Source organism: Streptomyces sp. NPDC006134 (assembly GCF_040628835.1).
In the GTDB taxonomy this organism is placed as follows: domain Bacteria; phylum Actinomycetota; class Actinomycetes; order Streptomycetales; family Streptomycetaceae; genus Streptomyces.
In genome coordinates, this window is record NZ_JBEXTV010000003.1 from 26,554 (window position 1) to 49,077 (window position 22,524).

Annotated in this window: 19 protein-coding genes and 1 tRNA gene; 3 read left to right on the forward strand and 17 right to left on the reverse strand. The window is 69.3% G+C overall.

The genetic code is table 11. The features are described from left to right. Positions 1 to 30: 30 nt before the first annotated feature. The 10 genes from ABZ340_RS02675 to ABZ340_RS02720 form a co-directional block, all read right to left on the reverse strand. Positions 31 to 3,930, reverse strand: coding sequence for a DNA-directed RNA polymerase subunit beta' (locus tag ABZ340_RS02675; protein ID WP_358779917.1), 3,900 nt, complete (start codon positions 3,928 to 3,930; stop codon positions 31 to 33). A gap of 94 nt (positions 3,931 to 4,024) precedes the next feature. Further along, on the reverse strand, positions 4,025 to 7,510 hold the full coding sequence (rpoB, locus tag ABZ340_RS02680; protein WP_358779918.1) for a DNA-directed RNA polymerase subunit beta: 3,486 nt from the start codon (positions 7,508 to 7,510) through the stop codon (positions 4,025 to 4,027). A 548-nt stretch (positions 7,511 to 8,058) separates the two neighbouring features. After that, positions 8,059 to 8,448 (reverse strand): 50S ribosomal protein L7/L12, encoded by a 390-nt coding sequence (rplL, locus tag ABZ340_RS02685; protein WP_103781429.1) that lies wholly within the window; start codon positions 8,446 to 8,448, stop codon positions 8,059 to 8,061. A gap of 114 nt (positions 8,449 to 8,562) precedes the next feature. Then, positions 8,563 to 9,093, reverse strand: coding sequence for a 50S ribosomal protein L10 (gene rplJ, locus ABZ340_RS02690; protein WP_358779919.1), 531 nt, complete (start codon positions 9,091 to 9,093; stop codon positions 8,563 to 8,565). Between the two features lie 297 nt (positions 9,094 to 9,390). Next, complete coding sequence (locus tag ABZ340_RS02695) at positions 9,391 to 10,242, reverse strand: DUF1396 domain-containing protein (protein WP_358779920.1); 852 nt, start codon at positions 10,240 to 10,242, stop codon at positions 9,391 to 9,393. A 207-nt stretch (positions 10,243 to 10,449) separates the two neighbouring features. Then, positions 10,450 to 11,175, reverse strand: a complete 726-nt coding sequence (rplA, locus tag ABZ340_RS02700) for a 50S ribosomal protein L1 (RefSeq protein ID WP_029386970.1) — start codon at positions 11,173 to 11,175, stop codon at positions 10,450 to 10,452. Between the two features lie 76 nt (positions 11,176 to 11,251). Beyond that, positions 11,252 to 11,686, reverse strand: a complete 435-nt coding sequence (gene rplK, locus ABZ340_RS02705) for a 50S ribosomal protein L11 (protein WP_028420794.1) — start codon at positions 11,684 to 11,686, stop codon at positions 11,252 to 11,254. A gap of 182 nt (positions 11,687 to 11,868) precedes the next feature. Then, positions 11,869 to 12,726 (reverse strand): transcription termination/antitermination protein NusG, encoded by an 858-nt coding sequence (gene nusG, locus ABZ340_RS02710; RefSeq protein ID WP_358779921.1) that lies wholly within the window; start codon positions 12,724 to 12,726, stop codon positions 11,869 to 11,871. 80 nt (positions 12,727 to 12,806) lie between these two features. Next, entirely contained in the window at positions 12,807 to 13,094 is a 288-nt protein-coding gene (gene secE, locus ABZ340_RS02715; RefSeq protein ID WP_358779922.1) for a preprotein translocase subunit SecE, read from the reverse strand. Positions 13,095 to 13,202: 108 nt separating this feature from the next. After that, positions 13,203 to 13,275 (reverse strand) — tRNA-Trp (locus ABZ340_RS02720). Between the two features lie 282 nt (positions 13,276 to 13,557). On the opposite strand from ABZ340_RS02720, the gene ABZ340_RS02725 reads away from it, so the two are divergent. After that, positions 13,558 to 14,784 carry a pyridoxal phosphate-dependent aminotransferase gene (locus ABZ340_RS02725; protein WP_358779923.1) on the forward strand — a complete coding sequence of 409 codons (1,227 nt, stop codon included), beginning with the start codon at positions 13,558 to 13,560 and terminating at the stop codon, positions 14,782 to 14,784. A gap of 132 nt (positions 14,785 to 14,916) precedes the next feature. Then, positions 14,917 to 15,975: an adenosine deaminase gene (locus ABZ340_RS02730; RefSeq protein WP_358779924.1), complete on the forward strand. Its 1,059-nt coding sequence runs from the start codon at positions 14,917 to 14,919 to the stop codon at positions 15,973 to 15,975. 370 nt (positions 15,976 to 16,345) lie between these two features. Here ABZ340_RS02730 and ABZ340_RS02735 read toward each other — a convergent pair whose 3' ends face one another. Beyond that, a complete protein-coding gene (locus ABZ340_RS02735; protein ID WP_358779925.1) occupies positions 16,346 to 16,936 on the reverse strand; it encodes a helix-turn-helix domain-containing protein in 591 nt (196 codons plus the stop codon). 109 nt (positions 16,937 to 17,045) lie between these two features. Between ABZ340_RS02735 and ABZ340_RS02740 the strand changes: the two genes are divergently transcribed. Then, on the forward strand, positions 17,046 to 17,678 hold the full coding sequence (locus tag ABZ340_RS02740; RefSeq protein ID WP_358780073.1) for an NAD(P)H-binding protein: 633 nt from the start codon (positions 17,046 to 17,048) through the stop codon (positions 17,676 to 17,678). Between the two features lie 21 nt (positions 17,679 to 17,699). Here ABZ340_RS02740 and ABZ340_RS02745 read toward each other — a convergent pair whose 3' ends face one another. From ABZ340_RS02745 to ABZ340_RS02770, 6 genes are all read right to left on the reverse strand, one after another. Beyond that, on the reverse strand, positions 17,700 to 18,755 hold the full coding sequence (locus ABZ340_RS02745) for a UDP-N-acetylmuramate dehydrogenase (protein ID WP_358779926.1): 1,056 nt from the start codon (positions 18,753 to 18,755) through the stop codon (positions 17,700 to 17,702). Positions 18,756 to 18,860: 105 nt separating this feature from the next. After that, positions 18,861 to 19,241: a DUF3291 domain-containing protein gene (locus tag ABZ340_RS02750; RefSeq protein WP_358779927.1), complete on the reverse strand. Its 381-nt coding sequence runs from the start codon at positions 19,239 to 19,241 to the stop codon at positions 18,861 to 18,863. 85 nt (positions 19,242 to 19,326) lie between these two features. Beyond that, complete coding sequence (locus ABZ340_RS02755) at positions 19,327 to 20,784, reverse strand: MFS transporter (protein WP_358779928.1); 1,458 nt, start codon at positions 20,782 to 20,784, stop codon at positions 19,327 to 19,329. 100 nt (positions 20,785 to 20,884) lie between these two features. Next, the gene (locus tag ABZ340_RS02760) at positions 20,885 to 21,478 is read right to left on the reverse strand and encodes a TetR/AcrR family transcriptional regulator (protein WP_358779929.1); all 594 of its coding nucleotides are present in this window, start codon (positions 21,476 to 21,478) and stop codon (positions 20,885 to 20,887) included. Positions 21,479 to 21,593: 115 nt separating this feature from the next. Further along, a complete protein-coding gene (locus tag ABZ340_RS02765) occupies positions 21,594 to 22,022 on the reverse strand; it encodes a MaoC family dehydratase (RefSeq protein ID WP_358780074.1) in 429 nt (142 codons plus the stop codon). 8 nt (positions 22,023 to 22,030) lie between these two features. Further along, a complete protein-coding gene (locus tag ABZ340_RS02770) occupies positions 22,031 to 22,483 on the reverse strand; it encodes a MaoC family dehydratase N-terminal domain-containing protein (RefSeq protein WP_358779930.1) in 453 nt (150 codons plus the stop codon). Positions 22,484 to 22,524 lie beyond the last annotated feature (41 nt).

Genomic DNA, 22,524 nt, shown 5'->3' on the forward strand with positions numbered 1-22,524 from the left:
GCCCTTCGGTCATGCGGTCAGGCGACTCGCTTACTGGTTGTACGGACCGTAGTCGTAGTCCTCCAGCGGGACGGCCTGGCCGGAGCCGGAGCCGAACGGCGAGTAGTCGATGTCGTCGTAGCCGACGGCCGAGTACATCGCGGCCTTGGCCTCCTCGGTCGGCTCGACCCGGATGTTGCGGTAGCGGGACAGACCCGTACCGGCCGGGATGAGCTTACCGATGATGACGTTCTCCTTGAGGCCGATGAGGCTGTCGGACTTGGCGTTGATCGCCGCGTCCGTCAGGACTCGGGTCGTCTCCTGGAAGGAGGCGGCCGACAGCCAGGATTCCGTCGCCAGCGAGGCCTTGGTGATACCCATGAGCTGCGGACGACCGGAGGCCGGGTGACCGCCCTCCTGGACCACACGACGGTTCTCCTGCTCGAAGCGGGAGCGCTCGACCAGCTCGCCGGGCAGCAGCTCGGCGTCGCCGGACTCGATGATCGTCACGCGGCGGAGCATCTGCCGGATGATGATCTCGATGTGCTTGTCGTGGATCGACACGCCCTGCGAGTTGTACACCTTCTGGACCTCGCCGACCAGGTGGACCTGGACGGCGCGCTGACCCAGGATGCGCAGCACGTCGTGCGGGTTGGTGGCACCCACGGTGAGCTGCTGGCCCACCTCGACGTGGTCGCCCTCGCGGACCAGGACCTTGGCGCGCTTCGAGATCGGGTACGCCGTCTCGTCGCTGCCGTCGTCCGGGGTGACGACGATCTTCTTGGTCTTCTCGGTCTCCTCGATCCGCACGCGGCCGGAGGCCTCGGAGATCGGGGCGACACCCTTCGGGGTACGGGCCTCGAAGAGCTCGACGACACGCGGCAGACCCTGGGTGATGTCGTCACCGGCCACACCACCGGTGTGGAAGGTACGCATCGTCAGCTGGGTACCGGGCTCACCGATGGACTGGGCGGCGATGATGCCGACCGCCTCACCGATGTCGACCAGCTTGCCGGTGGCCAGCGAACGGCCGTAGCACATCGCGCAGGTGCCGACGGCGGACTCGCAGGTCAGGACCGAGCGGGTCTTGACCTCCTCCACGCCGTGCGTGATCAGCTCGTCGATGAGCACGTCGCCCAGGTCGGTGCCGGCCGGGGCCAGCACCTTGCCGTCCACGACGATGTCCTCGGCGAGGCAGCGCGCGTACACGGACGTCTCGACGTCCTCCGCCTTGATGAGCACGCCCTCGGCGTTGCGCTCGGCGATCCGCAGCCGCAGACCGCGCTCGGTGCCGCAGTCCTCCTCGCGGATGATGACGTCCTGGGAGACGTCGACCAGACGACGGGTGAGGTAACCCGAGTCGGCGGTACGCAGAGCGGTGTCCGCCAGACCCTTACGGGCACCGTGCGTGGAGATGAAGTACTCCAGCACGGACAGACCCTCACGGAACGACGCCTTGATGGGACGCGGGATCGTCTCGTTCTTGGCGTTCGACACCAGACCACGCATACCGGCAATCTGACGCATCTGCATCATGTTGCCTCGCGCACCCGAGCTCACCATCATGAAGATCGGGTTGGTCTTCGGGAAGTTGTCGTTCATCGCCTCGGCGACCTCGTTGGTCGCCTTGGTCCAGATCTTGATGAGCTCCTGCGTGCGCTCGTCCTTGGTGATCAGACCGCGCTCGTACTGCTTCTGGACCTTCTCGTCCTGCGCCTCGTAGCCGCGGACGATCTCCTTCTTCGCCTCGGGGACGACGACGTCGGAGATGGCCACGGTGACACCGGAACGGGTCGCCCAGTGGAAGCCGGCCGCCTTCAGGTTGTCGAGCGTCGCCGCCACGATGACCTTCGGGTAGCGCTCGGCCAGGTCGTTGACGATCTGGGAGAGCTGCTTCTTGCCGACCTCGTAGTCGACGAACGGGTAGTCCTCGGGCAGCAGCTCGTTGAAGAGCGCGCGGCCCAGCGTGGTCTTCAGCGTGAAGCTGTCACCCTGCTGCCACTCCGGCTCGCCCTCCTCGCGGACCGGCGGCACCCAGCCGCGCGGCGGGATGGTGCCCACCGGGAAGCGGATGTCGACCGGCGCCTGGAGCGACAGCTCGCCGGCGTCGAACGCCATGATCGCCTCGGCGACCGAGGCGAAGGCACGGCCCTCGCCCTTGACCTCGCGGCCCTCGGCGTCCGTGGTGAGGAAGTACAGACCGAGGACCATGTCCTGGGTCGGCATCGTCACCGGGCGGCCGTCGGCGGGCTTGAGGATGTTGTTCGAGGACAGCATCAGGATGCGGGCCTCGGCCTGCGCCTCCGCGGACAGCGGCAGGTGCACGGCCATCTGGTCACCGTCGAAGTCCGCGTTGAACGCGGTGCAGACGAGCGGGTGGATCTGGATGGCCTTGCCCTCGACCAGCTGCGGCTCGAAGGCCTGGATGCCGAGGCGGTGCAGCGTGGGCGCACGGTTCAGCAGAACCGGGTGCTCCGCGATGACCTCTTCCAGCACGTCGTACACGACCGTGCGGCCGCGCTCGACCATACGCTTGGCGCTCTTGATGTTCTGCGCGTGGTTCAGGTCGACCAGGCGCTTCATCACGAACGGCTTGAAGAGCTCCAGTGCCATGGCCTTGGGCAGACCGCACTGGTGCAGCTTGAGCTGCGGGCCGACGACGATGACGGAACGCGCCGAGTAGTCGACTCGCTTGCCGAGCAGGTTCTGACGGAAGCGGCCCTGCTTGCCCTTGAGCATGTCGGACAGCGACTTCAGCGGACGGTTGCCGGGGCCCGTCACCGGGCGGCCGCGACGGCCGTTGTCGAAGAGCGCGTCCACGGCCTCCTGGAGCATGCGCTTCTCGTTGTTCACGATGATCTCGGGCGCGCCGAGGTCGAGAAGCCGCTTCAGGCGGTTGTTGCGGTTGATGACACGGCGGTACAGGTCGTTCAGGTCGGAGGTCGCGAAGCGGCCACCGTCCAGCTGCACCATCGGACGCAGGTCCGGCGGGATGACCGGCACGCAGTCCAGCACCATGCCCTTGGGGCTGTTGGAGGTCTGCAGGAACGCGGAGACGACCTTCAGGCGCTTGAGCGCACGGGTCTTCTTCTGGCCCTTGCCGGTGCGAATGATCTCGCGGAGCTTCTCCGCCTCCTCCTCCAGGTCGAAGGACTCCAGGCGCTTCTGCAGCGCCGCGGCGCCCATCGAGCCGTCGAAGTACGTGCCGAAGCGGTCACGCAGCTCGCGGTAGAGGAGCTCGTCGCCCTCCAGGTCCTGGACCTTGAGGTTCTTGAAGCGGTTCCACACCTCGTCGAGGCGGTCGATCTCGCGCTGCGCGCGGTCGCGCAGCTGCTTCATCTCGCGCTCGGCACCCTCGCGCACCTTGCGGCGCACGTCGGCCTTGGCGCCCTCGGCCTCCAGCTCGGCCAGGTCCGACTCGAGCTTCTTGGCGCGGGCCTCCAGGTCGGCGTCGCGGCGCTGCTCGATCTGCTGGCGCTCGACGGAGACGTGGGCCTCCAGCGAGGGCAGGTCGCGCTGGCGGCGCTCCTCGTCCACGTACGTGATCATGTACGCGGCGAAGTAGATGACCTTCTCCAGGTCCTTCGGGGCGAGGTCGAGCAGGTAGCCCAGACGCGACGGGACGCCCTTGAAGTACCAGATGTGCGTGACGGGCGCGGCGAGCTCGATGTGGCCCATCCGCTCACGGCGCACCTTGGCGCGCGTGACCTCGACGCCACAGCGCTCGCAGATGATGCCCTTGAAGCGGACGCGCTTGTACTTGCCGCAGTAGCACTCCCAGTCCCGGGTGGGGCCGAAGATCTTCTCGCAGAAGAGCCCGTCCTTTTCCGGCTTGAGGGTGCGGTAGTTGATGGTCTCGGGCTTCTTGACCTCGCCGTGGCTCCACTGACGGATGTCGTCAGCGGTGGCCAGGCCGATCCGGAGCTCGTCGAAGAAGTTGACGTCGAGCACTATGCGTCAATCCCTCTCAGGGTCGTAAGTCTTGGGGTCTGATACGGGGGTCCTGGGGCCGGGGACCTGTGAGGCACAGGTCCCCGGACTCCCGTCAGACCTCTTCGACGCTGCTCGGCTCGCGCCGGGACAGGTCGATACCGAGCTCCTCCGCTGCGCGGAAGACGTCCTCGTCGGTGTCGCGCATCTCGATGGACATACCGTCGCTGGACAGCACCTCCACGTTCAGGCAGAGCGACTGCATCTCCTTGATGAGCACCTTGAAGGACTCGGGGATGCCGGGTTCGGGGATGTTCTCGCCCTTGACGATGGCCTCGTAGACCTTCACGCGGCCGGTCACGTCGTCGGACTTGATGGTCAGCAGCTCCTGGAGCGCGTAGGCGGCGCCGTACGCCTCGAGTGCCCACACCTCCATCTCGCCGAACCGCTGGCCACCGAACTGGGCCTTACCACCCAGCGGCTGCTGGGTGATCATCGAGTACGGACCGGTCGAGCGGGCGTGCAGCTTGTCGTCGACCAGGTGGTGCAGCTTCAGGATGTACATGTAGCCGACCGAGATCGGGTCCGGGAACGGCTCACCGCTACGGCCGTCGAACAGCCGCGCCTTGCCGGTCGGGAGCACCATGCGCTCGCCGTCGCGGTTCGGGATGGTGTGCTGGAGCAGACCCGCGAGCTCGTCCTCACGCGCACCGTCGAAGACCGGGGTGGCGACGTTGGTGCCGGGCTCGACCTTGTCGGCGCCGATGGCCTGGAGGCGCTGCGCCCACTCGTCGGCGAGACCGGAGACGTCCCAGCCGCGGCTGGCGAGCCAGCCGAGGTGGATCTCCAGGACCTGTCCCGGGTTCATTCGGGACGGCACACCGAGCGGGTTGAGGATGATGTCGACCGGGGTGCCGTCCTCCAGGAACGGCATGTCCTCGATCGGCAGGATCTTGGAGATGACACCCTTGTTGCCGTGACGGCCGGCGAGCTTGTCACCGTCGGTGATCTTGCGCTTCTGCGCGACGTAGACGCGGACCAGCTGGTTCACGCCCGGCGGCAGCTCGTCGCCCTCCTCGCGGTCGAAGACGCGCACGCCGATGACCTTGCCGGTCTCGCCGTGCGGCACCTTCAGCGAGGTGTCGCGGACCTCACGGGCCTTCTCACCGAAGATCGCGCGCAGCAGGCGCTCCTCGGGCGTCAGCTCGGTCTCACCCTTGGGCGTGACCTTGCCGACGAGGATGTCACCGGCGATGACCTCGGCACCGATGCGGATGATGCCGCGCTCGTCGAGGTCGGCGAGGACCTCCTCGGAGACGTTCGGGATGTCCCGGGTGATCTCCTCGGGGCCGAGCTTGGTGTCACGGGCGTCGACCTCGTGCTCCTCGATGTGGATCGAGGAGAGGACGTCGTCCTGCACGAGGCGCTGCGACAGGATGATCGCGTCCTCGTAGTTGTGACCCTCCCACGGCATGAACGCGACCAGCAGGTTCTTGCCGAGGGCCATCTCGCCGTTCTCGGTGGCCGGGCCGTCGGCGAGGACCTGGCCCTCGATGACCCGGTCGCCCTCGTTGACGATGACCTTCTGGTTGACCGAGGTGCCCTGGTTGGAGCGGGCGAACTTGGCCAGGCGGTACGTGATGTACGTGCCGTCGTCGTTGGCGGTGGTGATGTAGTCCGCGGAGACCTCCTGGACCACACCGGCCTTCTCGGCCTTGACCACGTCGCCGGCGTCGACCGCGGAGCGGTACTCCATGCCGGTGCCGACGAGCGGCGCCTCGGACTTAATCAGCGGCACGGCCTGGCGCATCATGTTCGCGCCCATGAGGGCGCGGTTGGCGTCGTCGTGCTCGAGGAAGGGGATCATGGCGGTCGCGACCGACACCATCTGGCGCGGCGAGACGTCCATGTAGTCCACGTCCTCGGGGCCGACGTAGTCGACCTCGCCGCCCTTGCGGCGGACCAGCACGCGGGCCTCGGCGAACCGGAGCTCGTCGGTCAGCGGCGCGTTGGCCTGGGCGATGACGAAGCGGTCCTCCTCGTCGGCGGTCAGGTAGTCGACCTCGTCGGTGACCTGGCCGTCGACGACCTTGCGGTACGGCGTCTCGATGAAACCGAACGCGTTGACCCGGCCGTAGGAGGCGAGCGAGCCGATCAGACCGATGTTCGGGCCTTCCGGCGTCTCGATCGGGCACATGCGGCCGTAGTGCGACGGGTGGACGTCACGGACCTCGAAGCCGGCCCGCTCACGGGAGAGACCACCCGGGCCGAGGGCGTTCAGACGACGCTTGTGCGTCAGCCCCGACAGCGGGTTGTTCTGGTCCATGAACTGGGACAGCTGGCTGGTGCCGAAGAACTCCTTGATGGAGGCGACGACCGGCCGGATGTTGATGAGGGTCTGCGGCGTGATCGCCTCGACGTCCTGGGTGGTCATGCGCTCGCGCACGACGCGCTCCATACGGGCGAGACCCGTACGGACCTGGTTCTGGATCAGCTCGCCGACGCTGCGGATGCGGCGGTTGCCGAAGTGGTCGATGTCGTCGGTCTCGACGATGATCGAGCGACCGGACTCGCCGACCGTCTCGGTCTCACCGGCGTGCAGCTTCACCAGGTACTTGATCGTCGCGATGATGTCCTCGACGGTCAGGACGCCCGCGTCCAGCGGGGTGTCCGTACCCAGCTTCTTGTTGACCTTGTAGCGGCCGACCTTGGCGAGGTCGTAGCGCTTGGGGTTGAAGTAGAGGTTCTCCAGCAGCGTCTGCGCGGCCTCGCGCGTGGGGGGCTCGCCCGGGCGCAGCTTGCGGTAGATGTCGAGCAGCGCGTCGTCCTGGCCCTGGGTGTGGTCCTTCTCCAGGGTGGCGCGCATGGACTCGTACTCGCCGAACTCCTCGAGGATCTGCTCGGTCGTCCAGCCGAGCGCCTTGAGCAGGACGGTCACGGACTGCTTGCGCTTGCGGTCGACGCGGACGCCGACCATGTCGCGCTTGTCGATCTCGAACTCCAGCCAGGCACCCCGGGACGGGATGATCTTGGCGGAGAAGATGTCCTTGTCGGAGGTCTTGTCGATGGAGGAGTCGAAGTAGACACCCGGCGAACGGACCAGCTGCGACACCACGACACGCTCGGTGCCGTTGATGACGAAGGTGCCCTTGTTCGTCATGAGCGGGAAGTCGCCCATGAAGACGGTCTGGGACTTGATCTCGCCGGTCTCGTTGTTGGTGAACTCGGCGGTGACGAAGAGCGGGGCCGCGTACGTGAAGTCGCGCTCCTTGCACTCGTCGATCGAGTTCTTCGGCGGCTCGAAGCGGTGGTCGCGGAAGGTCAGCGACATCGACCCGGAGAAGTCCTCGATCGGGGAGATCTCCTCGAAGATCTCCTCCAGACCGGACTTGGTGGGGACGTCCTGACCGTTCTCGAGAGCCTCCTCGACGCGAGCCTTCCACGCGTCGTTGCCGAGGAGCCAGTCGAAGCTCTCGGTCTGGAGCGCGAGAAGGTTCGGAACCTCGAGGGGCTCCTTGATCTTTGCAAAGGAGATGCGCAGCGGGGCGGTGCTGGCGCCGTTGTTCGTATTCGCGGTCGAGGCAGTGCGCGAGGCGGCCAAGAGGGGGTCCTTCCGAGGGCTCGGACTCACTACGCGCGTACCGGCCCCTCCCCCTACACAGAGACAGAAGTCCCAGGTCGGAGATCTTCTGGTCGTCCGTGCTCAGGTGAGGGTAGACCCCTGGTGACGGGCAGGGGGCAGCTAACAGGCAGCGCAAAGGGTCAGTGTAGCCACACGGCACACTGATGTCCAGTCCCCATTTTCTGAGACCCTCATTGTTCTCAACGCCTGCGGCATGCTGCCCTCAACGCACGTTGATACTGCCCTCTTCGTCGCCGATCCATGCCTCGGATTCGGATCCTTGTGACGACGCGTCCTGAGAATTGCGCGCTGCGTGCGGTTCGTCAAGGCTTCCTTGGCCGAACCCTTGGCCGAACCGAGGTCCCCCGAGACACGACGAAGATCACCTTACCCCCCGCGCACACAGGTGCAAGGCAAGCGCCGCCGCGCCCCCGGGTACGCCGAAGGGCGACCACCCGGATGGATGATCGCCCTTCGGTGCGTTCGCGTTACAGCCCTAGGGGACTGTTTCGCTCTTCGCGAAGGTCTTACTTGACCTCGACGGAGGCGCCGGCGCCCTCGAGGGCCTCCTTGGCCTTGTCGGCGGCCTCCTTGTTGACCTTCTCCAGAACCGGCTTCGGGGTGCCGTCGACCAGGTCCTTGGCCTCCTTCAGGCCGAGGGAGGTCAGCTCGCGCACGACCTTGATGACCTGGATCTTCTTGTCGCCGGCGCCGGTGAGGATGACGTCGAACTCGTCCTTCTCCTCGGCGGCCTCGGCGGCGGCGCCACCAGCGGCACCACCGGCGACGACGACCGGCGCGGCAGCGGCGGCGGTGACGTCGAACTTCTCCTCGAAGGCCTTCACGAACTCGGAGAGCTCGATGAGGGTCATCTCCTCGAACTGGGCCAGCAGCTCGTCCTGGGTGAGCTTCGCCATGATGGCGGTCCTTCCACTAAATCGGCAGGTGCCGGATGTACTGGGTAAGGCGGGCGTACGTCGGGCCCGCAACGACCCTCGCCTCAAGCGGCGAGGATCGGAAAGCGAGCCGAATTACTCGGCACCGCCCTGCTCGTCCTGCTTGGCACGGAGCGCGTCCACGGTGCGGACGAGCTTCGACGGCAGCGCCTGGAAGACGGAGGCAGCCTGGGACTGCTTCGCCTTGAAGGCACCGGCCAGCTTGGAGAGCAGAACCTCGCGGGACTCGAGGTCCGCAAGCTTCTTGATCTCGTCGGCGGACAGCGCCTTGCCGTCAAGGACACCGCCCTTGATGACGAGATTCGGGTTGTCCTTGGCGAAGTCACGGAGACCCTTCGCCGACTCCACCGGGTCACCGGTGATGAAGGCGACAGCCGTCGGACCATTGAACTGGTCGTCCAGCGTCGTGATCCCGGCCTCGTTGGCCGCAATCTTGGTCAGCGTGTTCTTCACCACGGCGTACTGGGCGTTCTCACCGAGCGACCGGCGCAGCTGCTTGAGCTGCGCCACGGTGAGACCGCGGTACTCGGTCAGCACGGCGGCGTTGGAGCTGCGGAACTTGTCCGTCAGCTCGGCAACCGCGGCAGCCTTGTCGGGCCTCGCCATAGAGCCTCGGCCTCCTTCCGGGTGATTCGGACCGCGCGGACCCGAAGGAGGACTGGGGAAAACGAAACGCCCCGGCGCAGGCGCACGGGGCGTAGCTACCACCGGACGTTCGCATGCACGCGGCACACGGCTTTCCGGGAGCTTCTCCACTGTCACCTGCGCGGGTCGTCCGCAGTTCAGCGGATCCTTCGGCCACCGCGCCCTCATGCGAGCGCACGGCAACGACCAGCGGTCTTTGGCTTCTTCAGGAGAGTACGTGAATGAATCGCCGCAGGGCAAATCCGCCCGTACGGCGGCTCAGCCGGCCGACGCTTCGGCCATCAGGTCTTCCAGGGAGGCGACGTCCTTGGCGGGCGGCGCGGTGATCTCCACCGGCTTGTCGACGTCGAGGAAGGTGATCGTCATGTCGAGCGGGCCCTTGTCGGCCTCCCCGCGCATGCGGAACCGCTTGGTGTGGTCCTCGCCGTCCACCCACATGTCCATGGTGAGCTTGTCGACGCCCATCTTCTCGTACTGCTCGACGCTCTTCTCGCGCCGCTCGCGGGTCTCCTTGTCCTCGTCCTTCAGGGAGGTCCGCAGCTCGTCCAGGGAGAGGGTGCCCGAGTAGTGCGTGGTCTCGACGCCGTCGATCTTCTCCTCGCCGACCTTCTTCACGTCCTTGGCGCCGGTGAGGAAGGTGGACTCGGTCGCCGGGTTCTGGTCGGCCTGGGAGGCCGTCCCGAGCTGGTTCAGCGCCTTGTCGGCGCCCAGGGCGGAGAGGTCGAACTTGAGCCAGCTCTTGCCGCCCATCTCCTGGGCGGCAGCGGCGCCGCCGCCCATGTACATGGCCTTGTCGACGAGGCGGATCTCGACGGTGCCGCCGGCGTCCTGGTCGAGCGCCTTCATCTTCATGCTCATGGCGACCTCGGGCTTGACCCGCATCGCCGCCTCGGCCTCGATCCGGCCCTGCTCGGGGACCTTGCCGGTCATCTGGTACCGGAAGGACGTGATGCCCTCCGTGTTCTTCGCCGCCTTGGCGACGGCCGCCGCCGGCGTCATCTCGGGCGACTCCTCGCCCGCGCCGCATCCGGTGGCACCGGCGGCCAGCAGCAGCGCGGCGACACCCGCACCGGCCGCCCGGCGCACGGGACGGCGTACGGAGCTCTTCATCTGATTCCCCCCACGAGATACATGGTTGATCCACAGCAAGGTGATGATCGTATCCGCCCCGCTCCGGACAGGCCGTCGATTTGTTCGACTCGCTCGGCGCCGGCCGTCCGCGTCCCGTCCCCGGGGCGCCCCGTCCCCGGGAAAAGGGGACGGGCCCCGCACCTCGGAAGGTGCGGGGCCCGTGAACCGGTTGGGCGAGCCTCAGGCTCAGACCGCGGCCGGGTCCTCCTCGACGAGGAGGTTGCGGGTGCGGTTCGGGTCGACCGGGATGCCGGGGCCCATCGTGGTGGTGATGGCGGCCTTCTTGATGTAGCGGCCCTTGGCGGCGGACGGCTTCAGACGGAGGATCTCCTCCAGGGCCGCGCCGTAGTTCTCCACCAGCTTGGTGTCGTCGAAGGACACCTTGCCGATGATGAAGTGCAGGTTCGCGTGCTTGTCGACACGGAACTCGATCTTGCCGCCCTTGATGTCGGTGACGGCCTTGGCGACGTCCGGGGTCACGGTGCCGGTCTTCGGGTTCGGCATCAGACCACGGGGACCGAGCACGCGGCCGAGGCGGCCGACCTTGCCCATGAGGTCCGGGGTGGCGACGACGGCGTCGAAGTCCAGACGGCCCTTCGCCACCTCGTCGATCAGCTCGTCGGCGCCGACGATGTCGGCGCCCGCGGCACGCGCGGCCTCGGCACGGTCGCCGGTCGCGAAGACCAGGACCCGGGCGGTCTTACCGGTGCCGTGCGGGAGGTTCACGGTGCCACGGACCATCTGGTCGGCCTTGCGCGGGTCGACACCCAGACGGAAGGCGACCTCGACGGTGCCGTCGAACTTGGTCGTGGAGGTCTCCTTGGCGAGACGGACGGCCTCGAGGGGAGCGTAGAGCTTCTCCCGGTCGATCTTGGCGTCCGCAGCGCGGAGAGACTTGCTGCGCTTGCTCACTACTGCTCCTGGGGATTCTTAGGAGTTGTGGTCCGGGCCGAGCAGGCCCCGCCACCTCTGCTGCTGAAGGTTGGGGTCAGCCCTCGACCGTGACGCCCATGGAGCGGGCGGTGCCGGCGATGATCTTCTCGGCGGCGTCCAGGTCGTTGGCGTTGAGGTCGGGCATCTTGGTCTGGGCGATCTCGCGGACCTGGTCGCGGGTGATCTTGGCGACCTTGGTCTTGTGCGGCTCGCCGGAGCCCTTCTCCACGCCCGCGGCCTTGAGGATCATCTTGGCGGCCGGCGGCGTCTTGGTGATGAAGGTGAAGGAGCGGTCCTCGTAGACCGTGATCTCCACCGGGATGACCCAACCGCGCTGCGACTCGGTCGCGGCGTTGTAGGCCTTGCAGAACTCCATGATGTTGACGCCGTGCTGACCCAGCGCGGGGCCGACCGGCGGGGCCGGGTTCGCGGCACCGGCCTGGATCTGGAGCTTGATGAGCCCCGTGACCTTCTTCTTCTTGGGAGGCATGGCTCTCCGGGTCCTTTCATTCGGGTCCTGCCGGCGTGCCGGGGGACAGCCCGGACGCAGGCATACCGCACAACGATAACGGGTATGGATGCGCGGCTGAAAACCGAGCAGGTCAGGCAGCTGCCGAGGCAACCACCTGACCTGCTCGGACGCTGAGGGTCCAGAGACGAACCGGCTGAGGGCTAGTTCTTCTGGATCTGGTCGAAGGACAGCTCGACCGGGGTCTCGCGGCCGAAGATCTCGACGAGGCCCTTGACCTTCTTCGAGTCGGCGTTGATCTCGTTGATGGTGGCCTGGAGCGTGGCGAACGGGCCGTCGGTGACGGTGACCGAGTCGCCGACCTCGAAGTCCAGCACCTGGACCTCGACCTTGCGCTGCGGGACGGGCTTGCCCTCGGCCTCGGCGGCCTCGCGGGCGGCCTTCTCCTCGGCCTCGGGGGCGAGCATCTTGACGATCTCGTCCAGGGTCAGCGGGTACGGGTCGTAGGCGTTGCCCACGAAGCCGGTCACGCCGGGCGTGTTGCGGACGACACCCCAGGACTCGTTCGTCAGGTCCATGCGGACCAGGACGTAGCCCGGGAGCTTGTTCTGCTTGATGTTCTTCCGCTCGCCGTTCTTGATCTGGACGATCTCTTCCTCGGGCACCTCGGCCTGGTAGATGAAGTCCTCGACGTTCAGCGAGACGGCGCGCTGCTCCAGGTTGGCCTTCACGCGCTTCTCGTAGCCGGCGTAGGTGTGGATGACGTACCACTCGCCGGGCAGGCCGCGCAGCTCCTGGCGGAGCTTCTCGACCGGGTCGAGCTCGGGCTCGGGCGCGGCCTCGGGCTCCGCCTCCTCGGCCTCGCCCTCCTCGTCGGCGTCACCCTCGCCGTCGTCCTCGGCCTCCGCCCCGGCGGCCTCGTCCTCGTCCGCGTCGACGTCAACAGCCTCGACCTCGGCGGAGGTCTCGGTGTCCTCGTTGTCCGCGCCCTCGACGGTGCCGAGCTCGTCCTCGACGGACTCGACCGGCTCGATGGCGTCGTTCACGTTCGGGTCAGACACGGTGGCTGCTTCTTCCTGGATACATGGGGGTGGAACACGCGAAACGGGCGCCGGGTATCACGGCGCCCTTCGCAGGCGGCTCAGCCGAAGACGTACTTGGCGGCGTTGCTGAGTCCATAGTCAATCACGGTCACCAGGGCGATCATGATGGCGACGAAAATGATCACCACGGTGGTGTACGACGTCAGCTGGTTACGCGTGGGCCAGACGACCTTGCGGAGCTCCGCGACGATCTGGCGGTAGAAGAGCGCGAGGCGCTTCAGCGGGCCCTTCTTGGCTCGCTTGCCGCCCTTGCGGGTCTTCTTCTTGGAGTCCGGCGCCTCGTCCTGGGCATCAGGCATGTCGATGGAGCCCACGGCGTCCGTCACTCGTCCTCACCTGATTCCGGGTCGTGGCCGTGCCGCGCCCGGTCTGAGCCGCACGGCGTTGCATTGCTGTACGTACATGCGCACACATCCTGGCGAAGGTGTGTGTAGCAGGGCCGGAGGGACTTGAACCCCCAACCGCTGGTTTTGGAGACCAGTGCTCTACCAATTGAGCTACGACCCTTTGTGTGCCCCCCAACGTACCGCATCCCCCCGGATGCCTGGCGTGCATCGGTCGGGCGTGGACTGCTGAAGGCCAACGAGGTGAGAGTGTACGTGGTCCGCGGCCGGTCGTCGAACAGAACAGACACGTGATTCGTCTCGCGAGGGCTCGTTGGCCGAAGATCGACCTGGCCGCGGGCCGGTTCCGGACTGTTGACCGGGAGTTCGCGCGGTCCTGCGCCGGGGTTGTTCAGTGGGTGAAACCCGCGTGCCGGGGCGGTTTCCGGTCTGGAACGATGGCCCCATGAGCGCTGCAACCCCTCCCTCCGAGCGCCGGGTCTCCGCCCGAGTCGGCGCGATCTCCGAGTCCGCCACCCTGGCCGTGGACGCCAAGGCGAAGGCCCTGAAGGCCGCCGGGCGTCCGGTGATCGGCTTCGGCGCCGGTGAGCCCGACTTCCCGACGCCGGACTACATCGTCGAGGCGGCCGTCGAGGCCTGCAAGAACCCGAAGTACCACCGCTACACCCCGGCGGGCGGCCTGCCCGAGCTGAAGGCCGCGATCGCCGCGAAGACGCTGCGCGACTCCGGTTACGAGGTCGACGCCTCCCAGGTGCTCGTCACCAACGGCGGCAAGCAGGCCATCTACGAGGCCTTCGCCGCGATCCTCGACCCGGGCGACGAGGTCATCGTCCCGGCGCCGTACTGGACGACGTACCCGGAATCGATCCGGCTGGCCGGCGGTGTGCCGGTCGAGGTGGTCGCCGACGAGACGACCGGCTACCGGGTCTCGGTGGAGCAGCTGGAGGCGGCCCGCACGGAGAAGACGAAGGTCGTCCTGTTCGTCTCCCCGTCCAACCCGACCGGCGCGGTCTACAGCGAGGCCGAGGCCGAGGCGATCGGCCGCTGGGCCGTCGAGCACGGGCTGTGGGTGCTGACCGACGAGATCTACGAGCACCTCGTCTACGGCGACGCCACGTTCACGTCCCTGCCGGCGATCCTGCCCGAGCTGCGGGACAAGTGCATCGTGGTCAACGGTGTGGCCAAGACGTACGCGATGACCGGCTGGCGGGTCGGGTGGATCATCGGCCCGAAGGACGTGGTGAAGGCCGCGACCAACCTCCAGTCGCACGCCACGTCCAACGTGTCCAACGTGGCGCAGGTGGCGGCGCTCGCGGCGGTCTCCGGGGGCCTGGAGGCGGTCGCGGAGATGCGCGAGGCGTTCGACCGGCGGCGCAGGACCATCGTGCGGATGCTCAACGAGATCGACGGCGTGGTGTGCCCGGAGCCGGAGGGCGCGTTCTACGCCTACCCGTCGGTGAAGGGGCTGCTCGGCAAGGAGATCCGCGGCAAGCGGCCGCAGGACACGGTCGAGCTGGCCGCGCTGATCCTGGAGGAGGCCGAGGTCGCGGTGGTGCCCGGTGAGGCGTTCGGTACGCCGGGGTACCTGCGGCTGTCGTACGCGCTGGGTGACGAGGACCTGGCCGAGGGTGTCTCGCGGCTCCAGAAGCTGCTGGCGGAGGCGCGGGACTGACCCGTCCCGAGCGGCGTCGAGGCCCCCGCCCCGGAACGTTCCGGGGCGGGGGTCTTCGTTTGTTTGTGCGGGCCAGGTCACGTGCGGGGAAAGCCCTACCGGGGCGGCGGGGACGTACGGCAGGATCCTGGGATGGAGCACGTACGCGATCTCTCTGAGCTGCCGAAGGCCCATCTGCACCTGCACTTCACCGGCTCGATGCGGCCGGGCACCCTCCTGGAACTGGCCGACAAGTACGGAGTACGGCTGCCGGAGGCGCTGACCGAGGCGCTGACCGGCGGGGAGCCGCCGCGGCTGCGGGCGACGGACGAACGGGGCTGGTTCCGCTTCCAGCGGCTGTACGACGCGGCGCGCTCGTGTCTGCGGGAGCCGGAGGACATCCAGCGGCTGGTGCGGGAGGCCGCGGAGGAGGACGTGCGGGACGGGTCGGGGTGGCTGGAGATCCAGGTGGACCCGACGTCGTACGCGCCGCGGCTGGGCGGGCTGATTCCGGCGCTGGAGATCATCCTGGACGCGGTGGAGTCGGCGATGCGGGAGACCGGGCTCGGGATGCGGGTGCTGGTGGCCGCGAACCGGATGAAGCACCCGCTGGACGCGCGGACGCTGGCGCGGCTGGCGGTGCGGTACGCGGACCGGGGGGTGATCGGGTTCGGGCTGTCGAACGACGAGCGGCGGGGCATGGCGCGGGACTTCGACCGGGCGTTCGCGATCGCGCGGGACGGAGGGCTGCTGTCGGCGCCGCACGGGGGTGAGCTGGCCGGGGTCGCCTCGGTGCGGGACTGTCTGGACGACCTGGGGGCCGACCGGATCGGGCACGGGGTGCGGGCGGCGGAGGATCCGCGGCTGCTGAAGCGGCTGGCGGACCGGGGGGTGACGTGCGAGGTGTGCCCGGCGTCGAACGTGGCGCTGGGGGTGTACGAGAAGTTCGAGGACGTGCCGTTGCGGACGTTGTTCGAGGCGGGGGTGCCGATGGCGCTCGGGGCGGACGATCCGTTGCTGTTCGGGTCGCGGCTGGCCGCCCAGTACGAGATCGCGCGGCGGTATCACGGGTTCAGCGACGCGGAGCTTGCCGAGCTGGCCCGGCAGTCGGTGCGGGGGTCGGCGGCGCCGAAGGATGTGCAGGAGGAGCTGCTGGCGGGGATCGATGGGTGGCTGGTGGGAGCGGGGGCGGGGGGTTCCGGCTGCGGGTAAGGGGGCGGGGTGCGGGTGCCTTCGGCGGTGGGGGCTGGGGGTGCCTGCGGCGCATGTGCGGGTTCGGTGGGGGTGCGCGTAGCGCCTTCTCGATGGGGGTGGGTCGGGCCGCGGGCAACTGCGGCTCCGTCCCAACGGGGGGTGGGTGCGGCCATGCCGCCCAGCCGCGGGCAGCCGGTGTCGCTCAGCCGCGAGCGGGCTGATGTCGCCCAACCACGGGCAATCGTGCCGCTGGGGCGGCACGGGTGGGCGCGGGCGGCACCCCGGCAGCGCCGGGCCGCGCGACCCACCCCCGGCGGTCACCCCGACGCCGGGCAACCGTGAACGCCGGGCCGCGCGGCGCTCCGGTGCCGGTGGAGCGCATCCGGTGTCAGGTGATCCCCGCCAGGAGGGTCCGCGCCAGTCGGCGGGCGAAGTCGTCCACGGGTGGCATCCCGGTCGTCGCGTCGTAGGCGAACGCCCGCTGCGCGCAGGCGCCCAGGAGGAGGGAGGCCGCGGCGAAGGTGTCGGCGTCGGGGCGGAGGCGGCCGGCGTCCCGTTCGGCGCGGAGGTAGGCGTCGAGGCCCTCGATCGGCAGGTGCGGCCCGGCGCCCATCTCCCGTATCGCGTCGTCGTGCCGCCGCTTGAGCTGCGTCTCGGCGTACAGCGACGCGGCGAGCGGGAAGCTCTGCTCGTAGAAGAGGGCGGCGCGGCGGGCGATCTCGGTGAGGTTGTCCTCCAGGGCGCCGTGGCCCGGTCCGGCGGTGAGGACGTCCAGCAGCGGGTTCAGGCGGGGCAGCCGTTCCGTGAGGACGCGGATGAACAGCTCCTCCTTGCTCGCGAAGTGCTTGTAGAGCGCGGCCTCGGAGCACTCGGCCGCGCGGGCGATCTCCTTGGTCGTGGTGCGGGTGAGCCCCACGGTCAGCCACAGTTCGTGGGCGGCGTCCAGGATGCGTTCCCGGGCCGGCTTGACCGAGTCCATGGCTGCTCCAAGGAACCTTGACCGGTGGGTGAGTACTTACTCACTCTAGAGGGAGACGAGGTGAGTGAGCACTCACCCACCTCACTTCGACGCGGTACTGGGGGTACTCGTGAAGCTCACCGTTTTCGGCGCCACCGGCGGCGTCGGGCAGGAGGTCGTCCGGCAGGCGCTGCGGGCCGGGCACCAGGTCACGGCGGTCGTGCGGGATCCGGCCCGGCTGCCGGTCACCGGTACCGGGCTGGAAGTGTTCCGCTCCGACCTGAGCAGCCCCGAAGCGGTCCGGGACGCGGTGTCCGGCCGGGACGCGGTGCTGTCCGGGCTCGGCGCGCGCAGCCGCAAGGACGCGGGGGTCGCGACCCGGCTGACCCGTACCGTGCTGGGCGCGATGGAGGCCGAGGGGGTGCGGCGGCTGCTGGTGGTCAGTGCCGCGCCGGTCGGCCCGGAGCCGGAGGGCGCGGGGCTGCTCGACCGGGGCGTGCGCGGCATCGTCTCCGCGGTGCTGAAGGACGTCTACGCCGATCTGCGGGAGATGGAGGCCGAGGTGGCCCGCAGCGGGACGGACTGGACGGTCGTACGGCCGCCGCGGCTCCAGGACAAGCCGGTGACCGGCCGCTACCGGACCGTTGTCGGGGGCTTCCCCGCCAAGGGGCGTTTCCTGGGGCGTGCCGATGTCGCCCACGCGATGCTGGCGATGACCGAGGACGCGGCGACGGTCGGGCAGGGCGTGGGCGTGGCGTACTGACCGCTCTCCCGGGTGGTGCGGCTAGAGACTGACGCCGACCGTCACCGGCTCGTTGACCAGGGTGATCCCGAAGGCGTCGCGGACGCCGGCGACGACCTCGCGGGCCAGGGCCAGCAGGTCCTCCGTGGTCGCCCCGCCCCGGTTGGTGAGGGCGAGGGTGTGCTTGGTGGAGATGCGGGCGGGGCCCGTGCCGTAGCCCTTGGTGAAGCCCGCCTTGTCGATCAGCCAGGCCGCGGAGGTCTTCGTACGGCCCTCGCCGGCGGGGTAGGCGGGCGGTTCCACTCCGTCGCCGAGGCGGTCGCGGACGCGGGCGCGGAAGGCGGCGAACTCGGCGTCCGTGAGGATCGGGTTGGTGAAGAACGAGCCGGCCGACCAGGTGTCGTGGTCCTCCGGGTCCAGGACCATGCCCTTCCCGGCGCGCAGTTTCAGGACCGTGTCGCGGGCGGAGGCGAGCGGTACGCGGTCGCCCGGTGCGACGCCGAGGGCGCGGGCCGTCTCGGCGTACTTGAGGGGGCCCGACAGGCCGTCCGCGTCCTCCAGTTCGAAGCGGACGCGCAGCACGACGTACCGCTCCGGGTCGGCCTTGAAGCGGCTGTGGCGGTAGGAGAAGGCGCACTCGGCGTTGGTGAGGGTGACCGTCTCGCGGGCCCGGCGGTCGTACGCGGTCACCTCGGTGATCGTGGCGGAGACCTCCTGGCCGTACGCCCCGACGTTCTGGATGGGGGTCGCGCCCGCCGAACCGGGGATGCCGGCGAGGCACTCGATGCCGGCGAGACCGGCCTCGACCGTGTGGGCGACGGCGTCGGTCCACACCTCGCCGGCGGCCAGCTCCAGCGTCGTACCGTCGAGCGTGAGGCCGCGCGTGGCGATGTGCAGGGCGGTTCCGTCGAAGCCCTTGTCGCCGATGACGAGGTTCGAGCCGCCGCCGATGAGCAGCAGCGGGGTGCCGGTGTCGTCGGCCTCGCGGACGGCCGCGATCACCTCGTCGTCGGTCGTCGCGGTGACCAGCCGGGTCGCGGGGCCGCCCAGCCGGAAGGTGGTCAGCGGGGCGAGCGGGGCGTCGTGGAGTTCCTGCACGCGCTCAAGACTACGAGACGGCACCGACAGCCCCGTGCCGTGGGAAGCGCCCCGGCCGGTCGGCCGGGGCGGTCCGGTGTGCGGTGTGCCGCACGCGCGCGTGGCTCACGTCAGGCGCCGCTGCGCCTCCGTCCAGCTCGGCGGGAGGTCGTCGCCGGCAGCCGTCCAGGTGACGAACCTGGCGTCCCGCATCTGCGCGGCCAGTTTCCGGGAGGTGGGGGCGTGGGGGCCCGAGCGCGCGAAGTCCTTGAGGGCCTCGGGCGACTCCCAGGCGGACAGCGTCCAGAAGGTCCGCTTGAAGGGCTCGGCCTTCAGGGAGGCCCCGTACGCGCCGGGGGCACGGCTCACCTGCCGCCACACCCCCGGGGTGCGGGCCAGGAACATGAGCGCTCCCAGGAGGGTGCGGGTCTCGAAGCGGGAGGCGAAGACGTGGGCCTCGGCGAACGGTGACGGGGGGTTCGGTGTGGTCCAGGGCAGGGTGGGCATGGGTGGGCTCCTTTCGGCCGTTCCCGGTGCGTGGCTGTGTGCTTCTGCCGTGTTCTCGTGTCGTGCGTTCGCGTGGCGACGGGGCTCAGCGGGTGGCCGGTTCGGCGGCGGGGAGCGGCGCCGGGGCGGGTGTCCGTTCCGTGGCGGCCGCGGCCGGTGGCGTGTTCCGCCCGCGGGCCGGGATCAGCAGGGCCGCGAGCCCGGCCAGCGCGACCACGCCGGATCCCGCCGCCACCGCGGGCCGCAGGCCGTCGACGAAGGTCTGCGGGGTCTCGTAGCCGCCCTGCGCCGAGAAGACCGACGCCATGACGGCGATGCCGAGCGCGCCGCCCACCTCGCGCAGCGCGTTGTTGGCGCCGGAGGCGATGCCCTGTTCCTTCGGGGCGACGCCGGCCATCACCAGGGCGGCGGCCGGGGCGAAGAACAGGGCCATGCCGATTCCGCCGGCGATCAGACCGGGCAGCTGGACGGCGTAGGAGGTGTCGGCAGTGATCACGGAGGCGAGCCAGCCGAGCCCCGCCGCCTGGAGGAAGAGGCCGGCCGCGACGACCGGGCGTCCGCCGACGCGGTCGGCGAGGAGCCCGGCGACCGGTGCGACCAGCATCGGCATGCCGGTCCAGGGCAGCATCCTGAGGCCCGCCTCGGTGGGCGAGTAGCCGAGCACTCCCTGCAGGTACTGGCTGAGCAGGAAGATCGAGCCGAACATCCCCAGGAACATCAGCAGGCTCGCCGCGTTGATGCCCGAGAAGGTGCGGGAGCGGAACAGCCGCATCGGGAGCATGGGCGCGCGGGCGCGGGTGCCGTGGAGGACGAAGGCGGTCAGGAGCGCGGCCCCGGCGAACAGGCCCGTCAGCACCGGAGTGCCGGTCCAGCCGTCGACGGGCCCGCGGATCAGGCCGTAGACGATCCCGAAGAGGCCGCCGCCGGCCAGCAGGGTGCCGGGGACGTCGAGCGGGGCGCCGGTGCCGTGCGACTCGGCGAGGCGGAGCCGGGCGAGCGGCAGCAGGGCCAGCCCCAGCGGGACGTTCAGCCAGAAGATCCACTGCCAGGAGACGTGCTCGGTGAGGCTGCCGCCGACCAGCGGCCCGGACGCCACCGCGAGCCCGTTGACGGCTCCCCAGATCCCGTACGCCGTCCCGCGCCGGTCGGCGGGCACGGCGGCCGTCAGCAGGGTCAGGGTCAGCGGCATCATGACGGCCGCGCCGACGCCCTGCACCGCGCGGGCGGCGATGAGGGAGTCGACGCCGGGGGCCATGGCCGCGGCCGCGGAGGCGGCGGTGAACACGGTGAGGCCGGCGAGGAAGAGCCGGCGGCGGCCGAAGCGGTCGCCGAGGGCCGCGCCGGTCATCAGCAGGACCGCGAAGGTGAGCGTGTAGGCGCTCACGGTCCATTCCAGGTCGTGCAGCGCCCCGCCGAGGTCCTCGCGGATGGCGGGCAGGGCGGTGGTGACGACGAGGTTGTCGAGGGCCGCCATGAAGCCGGCGACGCTGGTGACGACGAGGGCCCAGACGGCTCCCCCGCGCTGTGCGCTCTGCTGTGACATCGCTCCCCCAGAGGATGCTCACGGATATTGGTTAGTAATTGATGACTAACTTTTGGCGGCACACCGGTGCCCGGCCCTTCGGGGCGCCGGCCCGGTCGCCTCAGGCGCCCGTCTCGGCGCCGGAGTCGTCCGGATCGCCGGGCTCCACCTGCGTACTGGCGTAGAGGCCGTCCCAGACCCTGTGGTCCGGAGGGAAGCCCATGGCGGCCAGGGCGTTGATGAGCATGCCGAACGCCATGAAGACCGTCGTCTCCTTGGCGTCGGCGCCGAGCGGCAGGTGCACGGCGTCCCAGAGGTCCATCCAGCCCCGCCGCACCATGGCGCCGAATTCGTGGTCGCCCGCCGCCTCGGCGGCCGCGACCGCGACGTAGGTCTGCAACTGCATCTGGAGCTTCTCGGGCTGCTCCCTGATCAGCCGCGTGTACGCCTCCCCCATGGCGTGCAGGGCCTCTTCGCCGTGCAGCCCTGCGGACGCCTCCTCGAAATGCCGGCGCGTGTCCTGCAGGCAGCGCTCCGCCGCCGCCAGGAAGATCGCCTTCTTGCCGGGGAAGAGCCGGAAGAGGTACGGCTGCGAGACGCCCACGCGCTTGGCGATCGCCTTGGTGGACGTGCCGTGGTACCCGCACCGCGCGAACTCGCCGATCGCCGCGCGGACGACGCTTTCGCGACGCTCCTCTGCGCTCATCCTGGCCATGCAAGGAAGTTAGTACTCAATCACTAACTACGTCAAGGGGATACCGTCCCCGTCAAGGCGTAAGGGGCGCCCGCCTTTGCGAACACCCCTTACCGCCTTGGTTTCCCTGCCGTCCTCAGGCCAGCCGCACGACCGCCCGGGACATCCCGAGCACCTTCTGCCCGGCGCTGGTCGCCGTCAGGTCGACGCGGACCGTGTTGTCGTCGAGCTTGGCCGCGACCTTGCCGCCGACCTCGATGACGGCGCCCTGGTCGTCGTCGGGGACGACGACGGGCTTGGTGAAGCGGACGCCGTACTCGACGACGGCGCCGGGGTCGCCGGTCCAGTCGGTGACCACGCGGATCGCCTCGGCCATGGTGAACATGCCGTGGGCGATGACGTCCGGCAGGCCGACCTCCTTGGCGAACCGCTCGTTCCAGTGGATCGGGTTGAAGTCGCCGGAGGCGCCCGCGTACCGCACGAGGGTGGCGCGGGTCACCGGGAAGGTCCGGGCGGGCAGTTCGGTGCCGACCTCGACGTCGGCGTACGAAATCTTCGCCGTCATGGGATTGCTCACGCCTCCTCCGCCGCGCGGGCGACCAGCTTCGTCCAGGCGGTCACGACGTGCTCGCCCGCCTCGTCGTGGACCTCGCCGCGGATGTCCAGGATGTCGTTGCCGGCCATGGACTTGACCGACTCGATGGTCGAGGTGACCGTCAGCCGGTCACCGGCGCGCACCGGGCGGCGGTAGGCGAACTTCTGGTCGCCGTGCACCACCCGGCTGTAGTCCAGGCCGAGCTGCGGGTCCTGGATCACCTGCCCGGCCGCCTTGAACGTGATGGCGAACACGAAGGTCGGCGGGGCGATCACATCGGGGTGACCGAGCGCCTTGGCGGCCTCCGCGTCCGTGTACGCCGGGTTGGCGTCCCCGACCGCCTCGGCGAACTCACGGATCTTCTCCCGGCCCACCTCGTAGGGCTCGGTGGGCGGATAGGTCCGCCCCACGAAGGACTGGTCGAGCGCCATGGACTCGGCACCTCCTGCTGTCTGCTGTGGTTGACCGGATC